Raw genomic sequence first — 18,290 nt, forward strand, 5'->3', positions numbered from 1 at the left:
TTAACTTTTGGGTCGTATTATTTTTATTTTAGTTTTTTGTGTTGTGGCTTTTTATTTGCCATCTTTTTATTTTTTGCTTTTCGTTTTTATTTTTATCGAGGTTCGGCGAGTTGAACCTTGTCATTCAACTCACCTATAGGGCTAGTTAATCTCCTGATTTTAAGCTATAGACAAGGGGTCTATTTAAGATAGGTCTCAAAGGTACATAACAGGCAATCCAAGAAATTGCTAAAATCAGCGCAAGTGTGTATACGCCAATTGCAACAAGTTCAAAGCCTATATATTGAGAGAGTAAGTTAGGGTCTATTAGATAAGCGATGATCAGCATAGCAGTTGCAATGGAGACTCCTACAACATACGATTTAAAATTGTTTTTAAAGACAAACAAAATTAATTGTTTGCGTTTAGATCCAAGTGCTAAGCGCGTGCCAAGTTCAAATTTGTTCATCTGCGTGGTGTAATTGAGAACACCGTAAAGACCCAATCCAGCTAGGATTGTGCTTATCAAAGAAATGGCGAGAGTAGAAATAATGGTGACGATTTCGCCAAATTGAGACATGTATTTTGTCTGTGCAAGTGACTCAAATTCAAACACGGCCAACTTCGAATCAATACCATAAATAATGTTAACGATATCAGTTCTATCAAGTGTCTGGTTGTCTTTAATTTTGATCAGCATGGTCTGGCTTGCTTTATTCATAGGAGTGTACAAACGTGCAGCATCATTTTCAGCGCCCGGCACCATGATATTGTCTATTACACCTACAATGACGTGCTCTTTATTTCTTACTAAGAGTTTTTTACCTAGTGCACTGTCATTGCCAGCCAGCAGCTTAGCAAATCCCTGATTGACAACAAGCACGTTGCTCTCACCATTGAGTTCGCTTCGATCAAAGCCTTTCCCTTCGATGAAGGAAATATCTAGCGTGTTGAAATAGTTGTTATCAACACTATTGCCAATAGGTACATAGTTTTCATTTGTTTCGACGTCAGTTGCGGCCCACATACTGAAAGAGGACAGTGGGGATTCACCAAATGTGACAGATTCAACTTGCGGTAGTTTTTCAATTTGGGCTTTCGTTTCTACGAGTAGTGCAGCCATTTCATCCCACTTTACAGAGTGCTTTTCCATATGTGAGAAGTCGACATTGATTAAGCCATCGATTTTCATGCCTAGAGGTTGGTTAACTTTTTTATAGGCTTCGGAAAACAGAACTGAAGTTGCGAAGATGATAATGCTTGCAATGGCAATTTGGGCAATCATTAAACTGGAGCGAGTTTTTTGTGACACCTGTAAACCGGAGCCTTTACCACTTGATTGAATTGCGGCTCTTAGCTCTTTGTAATTTATCATTGATAAATTTACTCGAGAGAAAGTGAGTATCAGAACTATCATAAGTACAAATGCAGACATGACGCTCATGAAATTGAGCTGGAGTTCATTGCTTCTTGGAAGCAGGTCAGTGAAAAATGTTTGCATGATCTCGATGCCCACATAAGCAATAACAAGACCAAATAGTGCCGCTGGTAACATGAGTAATGTTGCTTCTAGTAAGAATATGACATGCAATTGAGATTTTTTAGCACCCAGAGCAGCGTTGATTGCGAGTTTTCGGTGTTGTTCGATTGTTCTTGAAATAAATAGGTTTGTGATGTTAGCCATTGCTATCAACAAGAGTGCAAAAGCGCCTAGAACCAACATGGTCACCGTTTTTTGGCTGTCCCCTAATACTTTATCCTTCAATGAAGTGACGATTAGCTCGATTGACCACCCTTTGAAAAAAGGAATACCGACATTATTTTGGTTAAAAAGCTCACTGGCTCTTGGTGATGATTGCTGAGCGGCAATATCTGCTGTCACACCTGCTTTTACTTTCGCAACGTAGACGATACCACCATCAATGTACGACCAAGTTTCTTTGGCCATTGCGGAGTTTTGGTCCCAAGTTAGCCAAACGCTTGTAGATGACTGATCTGCACGGATCCTTGGTTCAATAAAATCGGGTGATAAAACCCCGACAATTTTGTAAGAGATGCCATTAAAACTCACACTTTGATCTAGTACACTTTCATCTGAATTGAACATTTCTTGCCACGTTTTGTGGCTCAAAACTGCTAGGGGTATGTGACTATTCAATCCTTCATCAGCTGTAAATACGCGACCTAAAGACGTTTTCGCACTAGTGATATCAAACCACTCAGGTGTCACCGATGTGGTAGCAAGGGTTGGTTGAGCACTATCTGATGTCATCACTGAGGTTGCATAAAACATCAGTGCGCTAGCATCAAAAGAGTCATTATTTTTGTAGATTTCAATGGCGCCTGGGTAGGTAAATGCATTACCCATCACGCCCCCTTCCGCATTTAGCGCTCTGTACTCAACCGTGACTAATCTCTCCTGATCAGGGTAGGGAAGTGGTTTGAGAAACATGTAGTATGCAAGCGTTAAAACAGATATAAATGCGCCGAGTGTTAAGCCAAGTGTTGCAATGACACCAAACATTAAGGTTGGCTTGCGACTCAGGCTCTTAATGGATTGTTTGACTACTAACGTTGAATTCTTCATACGGCTTCACTCAACTGTTCCTCTTCAACTTGCAAAACCCCGTCTTTTAGCTGGTATTTAGTTCTAGCCATGTCCGCGTATCTGCTGTCGTGAGTTACCATGCAAATCGTAGTACCTTGCGCATTTAGTTCCTCTAAAAGCTGCATGACTTGATCACCAGTTGTTGAGTCAAGGTTACCTGTCGGTTCATCAACTAATAAAATGGCGGGATCTGCGGCAAGCGCTCTGGCAATCGCGACTCTTTGCTGCTGACCACCAGAGAGTTGATTTGGAAAGTGGTCGAGTCGGTGTGACAAGCTAACTTTTTCTAAGCATTCTGTTACTTTTTTATCAATTTCTTCCGCTGCAAGCCCGTCTGTGCGATAAGTCAATGGCAGAGCCACATTGTCATATACTGACAGTTCTTCGATTAGGTTAAATGATTGAAAAATAAAACCTAGCTTGGTATTTCTTACTTCGGCAGCCTGATCTTGGGTAAGTGATGTGACATCTTTACCTTCAATTTTTAACTCTCCACCACTGGCTTCGTCTAACAGGCCGATGATCGATAGCAGGGTTGACTTACCCCCACCAGAAGGTCCAGATATAGAAACGTAGTCGCCTTCGTATATTTTAATATTAATGTCTTTTAAAGCATGTGTTTCGACAAGATCTGTATCGTAAACCTTGGACACATGATTTATTTCAATCTTGATGTCTTTGTTCATGGGTTTTCCTTTATTGTTTTTTACTGGCTACTGTATGTCAAAGTTCGCTTTCCCTTTGACCTGTGTAGGTACATCAGAGATGATGAACTCATCATTTTCTTTTGCTCCAGAATTAATTTGGATGTATTTACCACTACTATAGCCAAACATAAGATTTCTCTTTGTTGCGTTTAGGCCGTCATTTGAAAGTGCATACAGCATCGCAGGCTGAAATGCTCGTGCGTCTTTTGGGTGTTCGATAAATAGCGCGTTTTCAATTTCATTAATGACAATGTGTCCGTCAATACTACGCTGAGGACGTGCGCTTTTAGGGAGTTGGTTAGGCAAGGCAATTTCTACAGTGACCGTATTGTTTTGTACTTCGGGGACGATTCGGTTCACCGTGCCATTAATTTTGTCTTGGTATGTATCGATAACTGCATTTTGGCCAATTTCTATATATTGAGCTTGGCTTTGGGGCACCTGAAGCATAGCCATCAGACTATTGCTACTTCCTATCATTAAGATTTCTTGCCCGGTGGTGAGGCTTTGCCCTTCTTCAACAGACAGGCGTTGGATAACCCCATTTGAATCAGCACGTACTTCGAGGCGATTTACCCGCTCTTGTGCAATATGTAGCTCGCCTTCAGTTTGCCTCATTTGTTGTTGGCTAATAATAATTTTTTGCTCATGAACTTTTTCTAAAGTCGCGATTTTTGTGGTTTGAATGTCATGTTGAACTTTGAGTTTGTTCAATGTAGAAAGGTTTTTTATATAATTGAGCCTAGATACTACACCCGATTCAACTAATTGCTTTTCAGCCTCATGTTGCTGTTCCATCGCTTCTATATCTGCGCTGAGTCGACTGAGCGTTGACTGCTCATCCAACATTGCCAATTCTTGAGAGAGTTCTAGTTGCTTAAGATTTGCTTGGGCTTGGGACATTTGTTTTTGTGCACTTTGTACTTGCTGGTGCAGTTCAGGGTTATCGAGTACGACAAGTAAGTCATTCGGTTTTACAATTGCGCCTGGACGTTGGACTATTTTTTTAACCGTGGCAGGAGTCATGGTCGTCAATACGCGGAGGTCATTAGGTATTAAGGTGCCAAACCCCTCAACTTTTACAGTAAATAAACCTTTTTCTACTTTAGAGGTAACCATAGACTCTCCATCTACGGATGCTCCAGATTTGGTTGTTAACATATATGCACTGGCGATGAGTGCTAAGCTCGCTGCGACAATAACTGGTTTAGATACTTTTGGCTTTTTCTTTTTTTCTTTTTTAATATCCATTTCAATGAACCTTTGAGTTCCTCACTAATTTCCAAATCTATCATAGTGAGTAGGGGGGTTATCAAATAATTATGCTTTTTGTTTTTATGTTATATGGTAAATAAAATTATTTTTTTCTATTTAAGGTGTTTATTTATATAACAAGTTGTTCAGGCTCTATTGCATTATCATTGATAATTGTTACGAGATCTTTAAGTGGGTTTTTTTGCGTTTCAATAAAGAAGTGGCCACCTTCATAGTGATTTATACTTATGGGAATTTTACTAAAATCTTGCCATAGAGATAGGTTGCTTTGGTTAACATCTAGGTCTTCTTTACCTGTAAAAACGGTGATTGGCACATTGAGCTGGTGGGGTAGGCTTTGGTATTCTTCTGCGATTTTGAAATCCGCTCGAATAGAGGGAAGTATGAGTTCCATAAGTTCTTCTTGTGCGAGTACTTCTGGTGGGGTCCCCCCAATAATATGAAGCTTTTCAATGAATTCATGGTCAGGTTTATCACTCAGCTTGAGCACATTTTCATTTGGATTCGGTGCTGGGCTTCCTGACACGACAAGCCGTAGAGGTTGTCTAATTGTTAATTGCTCTAATTCTTTGGCGAGTGCAAACGCAACTCTTGCCCCCAAACTATGGCCGAAAAATAAGTAGGGCACATCGCTGAGTTGTTTAAAATCAGGAAGCAAAGAATTAATTAGTTCTTCCATATTATCTATAGCGGGTTCAGAAAACCTTTTTCCTTTCCCTGGAAAGCTGGCGACAAGGACTTCAATGTCATTATCAATATAATCAGGCCAATCAGAAAATGTGGTGTGACCACCACCTGCATATGGAAAGCAAAAGACCCTGAATCTGGGGCTTGAAACCTGATTAATAGACAGGAAGGACTTAAGCACTTAATGCTCCTTATTATTATAATTATTATTCCTAAAATATTAACAATAGGTTAGAGGATAAGGGGCGGCTTATTGCTGAAATGCATTTTCCAGTTGGCTACACACTTCTTGCCTTACTACAACCAGGTTTGATGTTCTGCACAAGTGAAAACCTGTCAGAAATTCCAGTTTACGCACCTGTAACCTATTGGGTGATGTTATTATCATAAGTCTAACTTTGTCAACAATTTGGTTAGCTTTAATTTACGTTGAAATCGGCTTTGGCGAGGGAGAGATGGGGTTGTGATTTTGATGTGGTTTCTTTTTGATACTTTTAATTAACGAGTTTTGTGGCTTTTGATGTTGGGTTGTAGAAATGGTGGCCAGGCGTGTGCAGGCAGCTTGATTCGACTATGTAACGCTGCTGTGTATCAGTCTGTGGTGAGTTTTTATATGTCTAAACGACATGGTCGCTCCTATCAACGGCATTGTTACTTGTTTGTTTTTGATTTGATCTTATTGTTTTAATGGTGTTTTGTTTTTTGTGTATGGGTTTCTGAATTTCTATTGAGAATATTAAAACATTCATAATTTTCAAGGAGGGTGAAAATAACATTTTTAAAATTTACTTTAGCGAATGCCTTTCCAGCCCTTTGTTAGCGCAGTGCGGCTAAAAATCAGGCGAAATTATCCATTATTCTTAATGGTATAGGTCTGTTTTTTTGATGTTTACTTCGTTGACAATGCTGTTTCAATTGTGCAACTATTGTAATAACTGGTTTAATCATAATAACGGTATCTAGAACCAAAATGTTAAGGAGTTAATAGTGAGTTCTAGATTGAAAATAATAACGCAGTGGTGATCAGTTGGTTTTTTAGTTGCGAAAATGGATTTTCATATGCAAAAGGAAGGTTTTTAGTGGCAAAAGTGTTGTTCGTTTAGTTATAAACGGATCTCTTAGCTTAGTCTCATTTTGTTGATCAAGCCCCCTTCGCATTGGCTGAACTGTCACATGTCAATCACTGTTCTTATATAAAAATAATAAAAATCAAGAGATTAAATTTATGTTTAACCGCTACCCCATGCTGTCAAGGACAGGCGTGTTTCTGTTGCTACCTCTTATTCTGGCTGTCCTGTATACATTCTCCTGGGTGAAGTCGACAATATTTGAAGAGGATTCAAGTTTTACTGTTCAAGGTATTGAACAGGATATTTCTGTTACTGTTGATGAATTTGGGGTGCCGTCGATAGATGCAAATTCTGACTCAGATGCATTTTTTGCGATGGGTTTCTTGCATGCCAAAGACCGTATGTGGCAAATGGAAGTCCAAAGGCGAATGGGCAAAGGCGAAACAGCCGAGATATTCGGACGAAGTAGCTTGTCTCAAGATATCTGGATGAGAACCCTAGGTTTGCACGCTGTTGCGGAAGCTTCATGGGAAAATTACGACGATGATTTTAAGGCCGCAATGGTGGCTTTTTCTGCAGGTTATAATGCATGGCTTGCTCAAACGGACGAATTACCCGTCGAGTTTTCGCTGTTTAATGTTGAGCCTAAACCTTGGACTCCCGTTGATTCAATTGTGATCGGCAAGTTGTTCTCGCTTATGTTGAGCTTCAATTTATCTCGAGAGTTAGATGCTGTTAGAGCGATGAGTTTGCTGCCTGAACAGCACTTCAGAGCGCTTTATCCCGATATTCCTCAAGCGCATATTTCTACTTCTCTTGCTGAGCAAACCACGCTGGATATTGAAAGCAACTATGCGCAATTGCAAGCTCAGCGATTTGGCAAACAGAAAGATTTAGGCAGTAATGGCTGGGTTGTTTCGGGTGAACACACGACAAATGGCGTGCCTATTTTGGCAAATGATCCGCATCTTGGTATCGAACTGCCTTCGATGTGGTATGCAGCAAAAATCAAAGGGGACAAAATTAACAGTGCTGGTATGACTTTCCCCGGCCTGCCTTTTGTCATCTTTGGTAAAAATGAAGATATAGCTTGGGGAGGCGCAAATTTTACGATAGATAAACAGGATGTTGTGTTACATGAGTTTAATCCTAATTCGCCTAACCAATACGCATCGAGCACAGGCTGGAAGCCACTCGATATCGAAGTTCAACAAATACATATCAAGTCAGAATTTCCTGATGCGTTGAGAACAAAACAACCGCCGTATGAACTTTTTATAGCGCGTACTGAAAGTGGCCCAATCCTTGATTACGTGCCGGGTTCTCTAAATGGTATGTCGCTAAAATGGACTGCGTTAGACGCTACTGATTTGAGCTTAAAAGCACTGTTGCAGCTCAACTACGCTAAAGATTGGCACAGCTTCAGAAGTGCTTTAAGCCATTTAGTGTCACCTTCATTAAACGTATTTTACGCTGACAGAGCGGGCAATATTGGCATGAGTGCATCAGGCCTTATTCCAATTCGAAAGGTGGGACAAGGCAAAGTACCGGTACCGAATACTCAATTCGCGTGGACAGGCTATGTACCTTGGGAAGAGATGCCATATATTTACAACCCACCTGAAGGTTTTATTGCCAATGCAAATGAAAATTATCTGCCAACGAGCTATCCATATTTTGTCGGCAGCGATTGGGCTGAGCCGACAAGAGCAAACCGTATAAAGCGTATCCTGAAAAAACGTATCGACAATGGACAAAAGGTCGATGCTGAGTTTAACCGAGTGATGCAACTGGATGTCGTGGATGACAATGTACGCCACCTTCAACGTATTCTGATTGAACAATATGGGTTTAACCCTGAACAAGCGATTCGAAAAGGTTTTCTGGCTTGGGATGGTGATATGTCTTCGGATTCCCCTTACCCAGCGTTATACGTGTCATTTATTGAGCATCTTAGAGAAGAATTAGTTAGGCCGCACTTTAAACTAGCTGGAACAGGGAGCGTGTTAGATGACCGAGTGTCTAGCCTAGTAAGCCGTGTGGAGACTGGCACTTTATTGAGGTTATTGGAGGAAGAACCTTATTGGTGTATTAAGCAATCAGCACAGCAACAACAGACGTGTATCGCTGTTATTAACTCAGCTTTTGACAAAGCACAAGCCGAACTAACAAAACTTGTGGGCTCAAATCCAGATAATTGGCGATGGTCAGAGATTGTCAGTCGTGAATATACGCACCGTCCATTGGGTGATATGGAAGCATTAAAGTCGTCCTTTAAAACCTATATCAGCGGTGATGGTACTCCCCACACAATTAATGTGGCGAACTATCGTTTCGATGAAGATGATGGCTATATTCAAAACGCGGGGGCAACCTTCAGACATGTTTTTGAACTGACACCTGATATTTCTTATCACTTTATTAATTCCACAGGTCAATCTGGTCATATTTATAGCGCGCACTACGCAGACATGATGCCGATGATGCACACCAATACACTGATCAAAAGTACCGAATCAAAATCACAGTACACACTAAATTTGAGGCCAGCGGAATAATTATGCGAGTAATTAAAGAAATTACCAAATATGCACCAAACTCGATTTTTGTTTCACTTGTGTTTGGTGGCTTAGCGGGTGTTGTTTACACCGGACTTATCCCCATTTTATTGATCGGAATTGAAGATCTAGTCAATGCGAATCAAAGCGGTAACACAGCTGTTGTACTGGGTATTCAGGTGTCAAATGTCGCCTTAGCTGGGTTGTTTTTAGCGCTGTGTTTTGCCATTTTGATATTCAGAGTGCTCTCTCAGACCATTTTGCTCAAGGCAAGCTTTTTATTTGCCACATCTTTTCGTAAAAAACTCTATGAGAAGGTGCTGGCAAGTAAACTTGATAAATTAGAAGACACCGGATCAGCAAGGCTAATCAACGCGTTAACCACTGACATAAACAATATTGTCGGAGGTGGTCAGTCAGCACCAGTGTTATTTATTAACCTGATCACCATTTTCGGCATGCTGATTTATGTGTGGGTGGTCAATTCTTCAGTATTTTATTTTTTGATCATTGCGCTGCTAATTGGCGTGATCACCTATCAAGTGCCTCTTATTTTGGCGGGAAACTATTTTACACGATCAAGGGAATGGAGAGACAAGTTACAGGCATCTTTTGAAGCTTTATCCTACGGCACCAAAGAGCTAAAAGTTAACACAACACTCAAAGAAGACTTTTTTGAGTCTGAATTGATAAAGGCTGAAGAAAAAGTCAAAGATTACTCTACCAAAAGTAACATTGTTTACTCAATTACGGGTAATTATGGAGAAATGATCTGCTTTTTGGTGATTGGCACTGTGGTATTTGCCTACTCCAATTATCAGCAAATAAGTAATAGCCAATTGATCTCTGTGGTCATGATTATGCTGTATCTAACCGGGCCCATTGCGGCATTGTTATCGGCTATTCCAAGCATTATGCAGGCGGCAATCTCATATAGAAAGCTCGATATTTTATACGATGAATTGGAGTCAGAGGGGTATGCCTTAGCCGTTGAAAAGCAACAGCCATGGCAGACCTTAACGCTTAAAGATGTGGTATATCAATACGAAAAGTCTCCTTTTTTTGTAGGGCCTGTCAACTTATCAATTTCTAAAGGCGAACTTGTGTTTTTAGTCGGTGGTAATGGCTCTGGAAAGTCGACATTGAGCAAACTGTTATCACTATTTTTCAAACCTACTAGTGGCGCACTCTATTTTGACGATGTGCAAGCAAACGATGCAAATATAAACGGGTTTAGACAAAGCATATTTACGATATTCACAGATTACTACCTATTTAAAAAAATCGGCTCAATTGATGAGAATGATCATCAAGAAATTAAAGAAGTTAACAAGTTAATTGCAGATTTTGAGTTGGCGCACAAAGTTGAATATACCGGCTCAGGGTTTTCACAAACTTCTTTGTCCGATGGGCAAAGAAAGCGATTAGCGCTGATCTCTGCGATTTATGAAGACAAAGAATTGTACTTATTTGATGAATGGGCAGCCGATCAAGACCCAGAGTTTCGCGAGCGTTTTTATCGTCATATTTTGCCAATGTTGAGGGCCAAAAATAAAGCTGTACTAGTAGTCAGTCACGACGACAGGTTTTTTGACGTGGCAGACAAATTGATATTTATGGAGACAGGGCAAGTTATAGAACAACGCGAGCACCAACACCGTAATCTTAACGCTAGCTAATACAGGTTTGAAAAAATGTATAAAAATAAATCTACTGTATTAAATATTGGCATCTTAAATTTGATGCCGGATTTGGACAAGTACCAAAGTGAACTTGAAACTTTGTTTTCAAGCTTGGGTATTTCGACAAAACTACACTGGCTGAAGCTTAGCAGCAAACCTAGCTCTGCTTCTCAACCGGCGGCGCTTAAGCCTCCATATTCGTTGTACTCAGAAGTGATAGAAACGACCCAGTTAGATGGACTGATCGTGTCTGGCGCACCGGTTGAAAAATTGCCATTTTCAGAAGTGGTTTATTGGCAAGAACTACTCGCACTCATTAAATCTGCGCAGCGTCGCAGCATACCTTTGCTGGGCATATGCTGGGGAGCGTTGGCAATTGCTAAATCCATCGGTATCGGTAAAAAAGTGATTGAAGAAAAGCACAATGGCATCTACGACATGCAGAATCAGTCGTTCAGTCATAGTGCTTATTCGTGTTTAAAGCAAAGCTTTCCCATGCCTTTTAGCATTTACGCACATTTAAATGAAAGCGATGTCCACAGCCAAATAGTAAATGGTGTTGTGACAGTGCTTGCCGGTAACGATTGTTACCCTCATGCGCTGCTTCAAACAACGGATGAAATGAACACCATGTGTTTGGGTCATCCCGAATACACTTCGAACCGTGTTTTAAATGAGTGGTTACGAGATGCCGCTAATAACCCCAACTCAGTGCCGCCAGTCAATTTCGATTTAAATGACCCCAAGCATTTTTGGAAGTCCTATTCTGAACAATTTTTTGTGACCTGGTTGCAGCAACTAACCTCAATAAAAAAAGCTGCAATGGCACCGTTACTACAAGAATCAACAAATGGAGATGTCTTATTTTATGAGTAATCATGTTTATTTACGACCTGATGTTTATTTTGAACCATTGTTTAATAAGTGGTTTATGTGGCCGTATTTGATGTCACCAGCGACAGCAGCTATGAATTTAGTAAATCAGCATATGCGTTCAATGAAATCTTTTGTCGCGAACGCAAAGATCCACGCAAAATCAGTCAAGGCAAAGTCAATGACCGGCAGCTCGCTGATGAATCTACCGTTATCTCAGGTTGATGATGTTAAGCAGCTGGTTGCAAAATCTCGCGACCAATATGGTGATTTATTTGAGCTAGTTGATGCCATCTGTGAACTGGACAAGATGTTATTGTCAGAGGCAAAAGGCATGTCACTTGAGCCTCTTTATGAAAAAATACCTGATCCGCTTCGTGGTCTTGTAGAGCTATGTTATGACTTGAATAACCAGCCGTCATTTCGCTTGATAGAAAGCCTATTTTATAAAACGTCCTATTATAAAGAGTGTGCCCAATCTGTGTGCCTAGGTCGCTTGCACAGCTCAGAAAGAAAGTTTGTATTATCGACCCCAAGATTTGCTGATGACGATCATTTGCACCTCAATATTCCACTTAATCATCCTTTTGTGAACACGCTATTTAGTATGCGTGATGTACCGCAAGAGCTCGATGACATCGCGGCTCAATTTGAGACTCTCGATATTGAGGGAAGCTTAAGTTTCGAAGAGTTGTTTACCACGACACCCCCAAAGAAAACCGCAAAGCCCGTTGAACAGGGTAAGGTGGAGATCGACTATCTTGGACATGCTGGTTTGATGGTTAGAACCGCAAGTGCAACTGTGATGGTAGACCCTGTTCTTGCATATATGAACGATGAAGAAGTAAACAAAGTCACTTTTGATGATTTACCAGACTCCATCGATTGTGTGATGGTCACTCATACGCACATGGATCATTTATGCATTGAAACCCTATTGCAGCTCAAGCACAAAATTAAGCAAATTGCGGTTCCTAAGAGTAACTCAGGTATGTTAGCTGACCCATCGATGAAGCTGATGCTAAATGCACTGGGTTTTTCAAATGTGGTTGAAGTAGAAGATTTAGATACCTTTGATCATGAAGACATCACAATAACTGCAATGCCATTTCTTGGTGAGCATGCAGACGTCAATATTCGCAGCAAATCTGCATGGCTCATAGAGTCCAAAGGCAAAAAGATCATGGCAGCAGCCGATTCGTCCAACATAGACCCCTATTTGTACAAAAGGCTCAACGATTTGTATGGCGATGTTGATGTGTTGTTCATCGGCATGGAGTGCACTGGCGGGCCGCTAAGATGGTTATACGGCGCGTTGTTGACTTCGCCAGTTTCGAGTGAAGTCAACGAAAGTAGACGTTTTAACGGTTCAGACTACAAAGCCGCTTCAAGCATTGCTGCCGCGTTCAATGCGAAAAGTGTATACGTCTATGCTTTGGGCATTGAACCTTGGTTTGGCTATTTCATGGGGATCTCTTACAACGAGGATGACGAGCAATTGGTTCAGTCAAAAATGTTGGTTGATGAATGTCACTCTAAAGGCATACCAGCAAAACAGCTGCAAGGAAGAGAGCACTGGGTTTTTAGTTAGTTACCAATAAACCACAGGTCTCAATAAAAATAATAAAAGTAAGAAGATATACATGAATTCAATAGTTGATGTTTTGCAAAAAAGAGCGTTGAGTGAACCGCAACAGCCAGCGTTTACGTTTATTGATAATAAGAATGAAGAAACCATTTCCTATGCTGAGCTAGATAGTGTTGCTCGTGACGTAGCTGGTCGCTTGTCAAATTTAACGCAGCCTAACGAGCCGGTACTCTTATTGTGTCCCCCAGGTTTAGAGTTCATCAAACTGTTTTTTGCATGTCTATACGCTGGCCGCATGGCCGTGCCACTTTATCCACCGAGATTGAAGCAGCGCACGGAGCGGATAAAACAGGTTGTTGAGAATTGTAATGCGCGCATCGCGTTAACGAGCAATGGCTTGCATGACTCACTGAGTGACTATTTATCAGAGCACGATGACTTGCAAGGTGGTCAGTTGTTTAGCTTATCAACATTGAATCAAGTTGATGCGGCTGATGTGTTGGCATCTGTGACAAGCAACGACACTGCATTTATTCAGTATACCTCTGGGTCTACCGGGACACCAAAAGGTGTTGTTGTAAGACATGACAACATAGTGGCAAATATCCAGGGTTTGGAAGCCAATACAGGGTGTTCAAAAGAAGACATTTTCGTTAACTGGCTGCCACTATTTCATGACTTAGGGTTGGTTAATACCATATTGTTACCTGTCTATTTTGGCGCCCACTCTATTTTGATGGCACCGGCAGCATTTGTCCAAAAGCCAAGCTTTTGGCTTCAGGCAATCAGCAAATATCGCGGAACAATATGCGGAGCGCCGAACTTTGCTTACGACCTTTGCGTAGATAAAATTCAAGAAGAAGCCTTAGAAGGCTTAGACCTATCTTGCTGGAAAATTGCATTTAATGCGGCAGAGCCTATCCATGCCGCTACCTTGGAGCGATTTGTCGCCAAGTTTAATACCGTGGGCTTCAGCGCATCGGCATTGTATCCCAGCTATGGCATGGCTGAAGCGACTGTATTTATTAGTGGTGGGGAGCCTCAAAGTACTCCCGTGGTGGTAGAGTTTGATAAAGCTGAATTGGCAAATCGATGTGCTAAAAAAGTACAGTCAGATGGCCAGCGTTTAGTAAGCTGTGGCCAAGTACCACCCAAACATACACTTAAGATTGTTGACCAAGACACTAAAGCGACATTGCCTGATGGTCAGTGCGGTGAGATCTGGGTATCAGGCCCAAGTATCGCACAAGGTTATTGGGGCGATGAAAGCAAAACAGCTGAGGTATTTAATGCGTTTACCTCTGAAGGAGATGGTCCATTTTTGAGAACGGGCGATCTTGGTTTTGTATTCGATGATGACCTATATATTGCAGGTCGGATCAAAGATGTGCTGATTGTCAGGGGCGCTAACTATTATCCACAAGATATAGAAAAGTGCGTCAGTGATCTGCATCCTGCTTTTGTAAACCATAGAGCCACGGCATTCACAACAGGTGAAGGGCCATCGCAGCGCCTTGTGGTGGTGCAAGAAGTTTTTGCCCGCGCTGCGCGTAAGGAAAATCTGGATGAATTAACGGCACTAGCAAGACAAGCTGTGGCAGAGCAATTTGATTTAAAAGCAGAGATTGTTTGCATTCGTCAAGGCACTCTTAGTTTGACCTCAAGTGGTAAAGTGCAGCGCGCAAATACAAAAATGCTATTTGAATCGGAGCAACTCATCACCTTGTGTCATGAGGGGCAAAGCGACAAACTAGAAACGCCTTTGACGTCTATGAGCAAGACGGAAACTCAGCTACATGCGACTTGGCAACGAATCTTCAATCAAGCAGATATCAGTATAGATACGAACTTTTTTGCCTTGGGGGGGGACTCTCTCGATGCGGCAAAAGCGGTATCAGAGATTGAGCGCACTTTTGCAATTCAGCTTAACCACGAGCACTTTTACGCTCACCCGACAATTCGTGAACTTGCCACAGAAATAGATAAGCTGAGTGCCATTGATGGCGCAGTCACACCGCAAAGCACACTGTCTGCATCAGGTTTAACGGAAGCGCCAGCTTCTTATGGACAACAGGCGTTGTGGGTATTAGATCAAATTGAACATCAGCGTGCAACGCTCAAGTTACATGTCGCTTTTAAGCTACAAGGAAAAACCGATATTGCCAAACTTGAATGGGCAATCAATCAAGTAATTACTCGCCATACGGCACTGCGCACGCGATTTATAGTTAAAGACGATACGCTGATACAACAAATTGTTGAGCCCTATACAGTGGCACTACAAAATGACTTGGCAACGGTCTCAACTTCTGACCTTGATGCTTTTTTACAATGTCACGGTCAAGATGATTTCGACCTTGAAAGGGGTCATAACTTGCAAGTAAAAATCGCCAAATTGGGCGATGATGAACTAGTACTAAGCTTCTTGCTGCACCACATTGTGTTTGATGCGTGGTCAGCAGAGCTATTAATCGAAGAAATTAACGGCTTGTACAACGGACAGCAGCAGCCTCTAGCGGAGCCTGCACTCTCATATATAGACTGTACACTGTGGCAAAAACAACAAGGTCGTCTAAATAGCGGTTTTGAATATTGGCAGGATGTGCTCACAGGCGCACCGGAGCTACTGCTGTTACCATACGATAGACCCCGCAATAAAACCCAATCATTTGCAGGAAGTCGCATCACCTATTCGTTAGATGCATCGATTCAGCGCAAACTAGAGAGCCTCGCAGCATCGCATCAGACCACTTTGTACACTGTGATGCTATCAGCCTATCAGGTCTTGTTATATAGACTAAGCGGCAGCAAAGACATTGTTATCGGGACAGATAGCGCAAACCGCCAAGTGAGCGAGACCATGAATGTCATTGGTTACTTTGTGAATCAATTGGTATTGCGCCAAGTCATTAATGCGGAGCATTCTCTGTCGCAGCTGATTGCTGATAACCACAATGTGGTGAATGGTGCTTTGAATCATCAGCATATACCTTTTGACTTGCTTGTTGATAACTTGAAGTTAAAAAGAAACTCAAGTTACTCACCACTTTTCCAAACCAAATTTATTCTCAACGGTAAGGCGAATTTGCAATTGGCACTGTCCGATGTTGCGGCTTCTAAAATTGAGATAGCAACCAATACGGCACAGTTCGATTTAACGCTGAGCGTAGACAAAAATGAAGCGGACAACTGGGATATTAATTTCCACTACAACACGGCACTGTTTGACGCACAAACCGTGGAGCGCTTCCTAGCAGATTATCTAGTGTTGCTTGAGCAGGCGGTGAGTGAACCTAGCCGCGAAATTAAGGATATTACCCTAGCGTCACTGTGTATCGACGAGTATGAACAAGCACACAGAGGCAAGGTTGTTGACGCAGAGTCCATTCCTGATTTTGTTTCAATGTTTGAGCAAGCTGTCGCACAGGATCCAGACAAACAAGCAGTGGTGTTTAATGGACAAAGCTATAGCTATGCGTATTTAAACCAGTTAGCTAATCAGTTTGCCCACTTTTTACAGGATATTGATGTGTCGAGTGGTGCCATCGTTGGTGTCCATATTGAACGTTCACTCAAACAGGTAGTAGTACTGCTGGCTTTAGCTAAATGTGGCGCAACATTTTTGCCGTTAGATCCAGCTTACCCGGTAACTCGGATCAGAAATATTATTGCTGATGATGAACTTGACCTGATTGTTACTACAAACCCTGAACATGAGCATTTATCTCATTACGATGGCGCGCTGTTAGAGTTAGATGATGAATACAGTTTGCTGGAAGGGGAACCTCAGAGCAATCTGACTCAATCAGCAACCGACTCGGCGTTGGTATATAGGCTTTATACCTCTGGCTCAAGTGGTGTACCAAAAGGCGTTAATGTGAGTCGTCGCTCGTTTAATAACCTGTGTAATTGGTACATTAACTTTTCTTCAATGAATACACACAGTGTTGTATTTCAACCTATTCCATTGAGCTTTGATGCGTCGATAAAAAATATCTTTGCACCTTTGATGTGTGGCGCGACATTGGTTTTGCCTGAAGAGGGGACTTTTGACGCAGAGCATTATGCTGAGTTGATTGCGACAAATCAGGTAACACATATTAACTGTGTGCCAAGCCTGTTTTATGCATTAGTTGATGCGACTCAACCAGATAACTTTAGTGCACTGCATGGCATGCAGTTCGTCGCATTTGGCGGAGAGGCAACAGACTTGGAACGCCTTAAGCCATGGTTAAGTCATGCAAAATGTCACGCACAGATAGCGAATATCTACGGCCCGACTGAGTGTACGGATATCAGTGCGGCCTATATTGCCCCTGCTCACCAAGTGGCACAGTTAAAGTCCCTGCCAATCGGTAAGGCGATTGACAATATGACGTTGTACGTTGTTGATGAAGAACAAAATATTGTGCCAACCAACCTGATTGGTGAAGTGCTTATTGCCGGTGCGGGTGTCAGTGAGGGTTATCATAACCGGGCATCGCAAAATGAGAGCAGTTTTATTGAACACGCGGTAGGAAAGTCTGCCAGATTTTACCGCACAGGCGATCTGATGAAAGTAAACAGTGATGGCTTACTTGAATACCAAGGTCGTGTAGATGAGCAGATCAAGATCAACGGTATGCGCGTGGAAACCGCAGAGATTGAAGCGCTATTACAAGGGCAATCTGGTATTGCTTCTGCGCTTGTGGCAAAGGTAGAAAATCAATTGGTTGCCTACTATGAAACGTCGAGTTTGACTCCCCCCACAACAGCTCAGCTCAAAGAGGTTTTAAAACAAAACCTTCATCAAAATTGGATCCCAAAACACTTTGTTCATATGTCTGAAATGCCACTGCTACCGAATGGCAAAATAGACAGAGATAAACTGGCAAATACGGCTTTGCCTGCATCTAGCGAACCAAGCCTTATTGTCGCGCCAGAAAACGACCTAGAGCAGTCATTACATGACGTGTGGTGCCAAGTGTTGGAACAACAAGCTCTGAGTGTAACAGAGAGCTTTTTTGACCTTGGGGGGGATTCAATTACCGCTGTGCGAGTGATTGCATTGGTGAAAGAGCAAGGTTACCTGATGTCGGTAGCCGACATTTTTGAACAGCAATCAATTCGTAACCTATGCCAATCGGGCAGCATGAAGCCAGAGCAAACTGAGTCTGAAAATAATCAAGATGCGTCATTCGATATGTTGAGTGAAGAAGACAAACTCATTCTCGAATCATTAAATATTAGCTAGAAAAGAATAATAAGCATAAGGGCTATATAA

General features: G+C 41.8%; 9 protein-coding genes. 5 read left to right on the forward strand and 4 right to left on the reverse strand.

The features are described 5' to 3' along the window. Nucleotides 1–145 precede the first annotated feature (145 nt). The 4 genes from MHN81_RS11590 to MHN81_RS11605 all read right to left on the reverse strand — a co-directional run bounded on the left by MHN81_RS11590 (nt 146) and on the right by MHN81_RS11605 (nt 5,437). Nucleotides 146–2,566, reverse strand: coding sequence for an ABC transporter permease (locus tag MHN81_RS11590; RefSeq protein ID WP_239425779.1), 2,421 nt, complete (start codon nt 2,564–2,566; stop codon nt 146–148). Next, entirely contained in the window at nt 2,563–3,273 is a 711-nt protein-coding gene (locus MHN81_RS11595) for an ABC transporter ATP-binding protein (protein WP_023398709.1), read from the reverse strand. Before MHN81_RS11595 ends, MHN81_RS11590 begins: the two co-directional genes overlap by 4 nt. 27 nt (nt 3,274–3,300) lie before the next feature. Continuing rightward, complete coding sequence (locus MHN81_RS11600; RefSeq protein WP_023398710.1) at nt 3,301–4,545, reverse strand: HlyD family efflux transporter periplasmic adaptor subunit; 1,245 nt, start codon at nt 4,543–4,545, stop codon at nt 3,301–3,303. Nucleotides 4,546–4,678: 133 nt separating this feature from the next. Continuing rightward, nucleotides 4,679–5,437 carry a thioesterase domain-containing protein gene (locus tag MHN81_RS11605; RefSeq protein WP_023398711.1) on the reverse strand — a complete coding sequence of 253 codons (759 nt, stop codon included), beginning with the start codon at nt 5,435–5,437 and terminating at the stop codon, nt 4,679–4,681. A gap of 1,080 nt (nt 5,438–6,517) precedes the next feature. On the opposite strand from MHN81_RS11605, the gene MHN81_RS11610 reads away from it, so the two are divergent. Genes MHN81_RS11610 through MHN81_RS11630 form a run of 5 tightly spaced genes read left to right on the forward strand, consistent with a single transcriptional unit; the run spans nt 6,518 to nt 18,260 of the window. Beyond that, nucleotides 6,518–8,884, forward strand: coding sequence for a penicillin acylase family protein (locus MHN81_RS11610; protein WP_239425780.1), 2,367 nt, complete (start codon nt 6,518–6,520; stop codon nt 8,882–8,884). A gap of 2 nt (nt 8,885–8,886) precedes the next feature. Further along, entirely contained in the window at nt 8,887–10,563 is a 1,677-nt protein-coding gene (locus tag MHN81_RS11615) for a cyclic peptide export ABC transporter (RefSeq protein ID WP_023398713.1), read from the forward strand. Nucleotides 10,564–10,578: 15 nt separating this feature from the next. Beyond that, entirely contained in the window at nt 10,579–11,442 is an 864-nt protein-coding gene (locus MHN81_RS11620; protein ID WP_023398714.1) for a homoserine O-succinyltransferase, read from the forward strand. Next, nucleotides 11,435–13,030: an MBL fold metallo-hydrolase gene (locus MHN81_RS11625; protein ID WP_239425781.1), complete on the forward strand. Its 1,596-nt coding sequence runs from the start codon at nt 11,435–11,437 to the stop codon at nt 13,028–13,030. Before MHN81_RS11620 ends, MHN81_RS11625 begins: the two co-directional genes overlap by 8 nt. Nucleotides 13,031–13,082: 52 nt before the next feature. Further along, nucleotides 13,083–18,260 (forward strand): non-ribosomal peptide synthetase, encoded by a 5,178-nt coding sequence (locus MHN81_RS11630; RefSeq protein WP_239425782.1) that lies wholly within the window; start codon nt 13,083–13,085, stop codon nt 18,258–18,260. Nucleotides 18,261–18,290: the final 30 nt, after the last annotated feature.

This window comes from Pseudoalteromonas sp. Of7M-16, assembly GCF_022347805.1.
Classification (GTDB): domain Bacteria; phylum Pseudomonadota; class Gammaproteobacteria; order Enterobacterales; family Alteromonadaceae; genus Pseudoalteromonas; species Pseudoalteromonas luteoviolacea_F.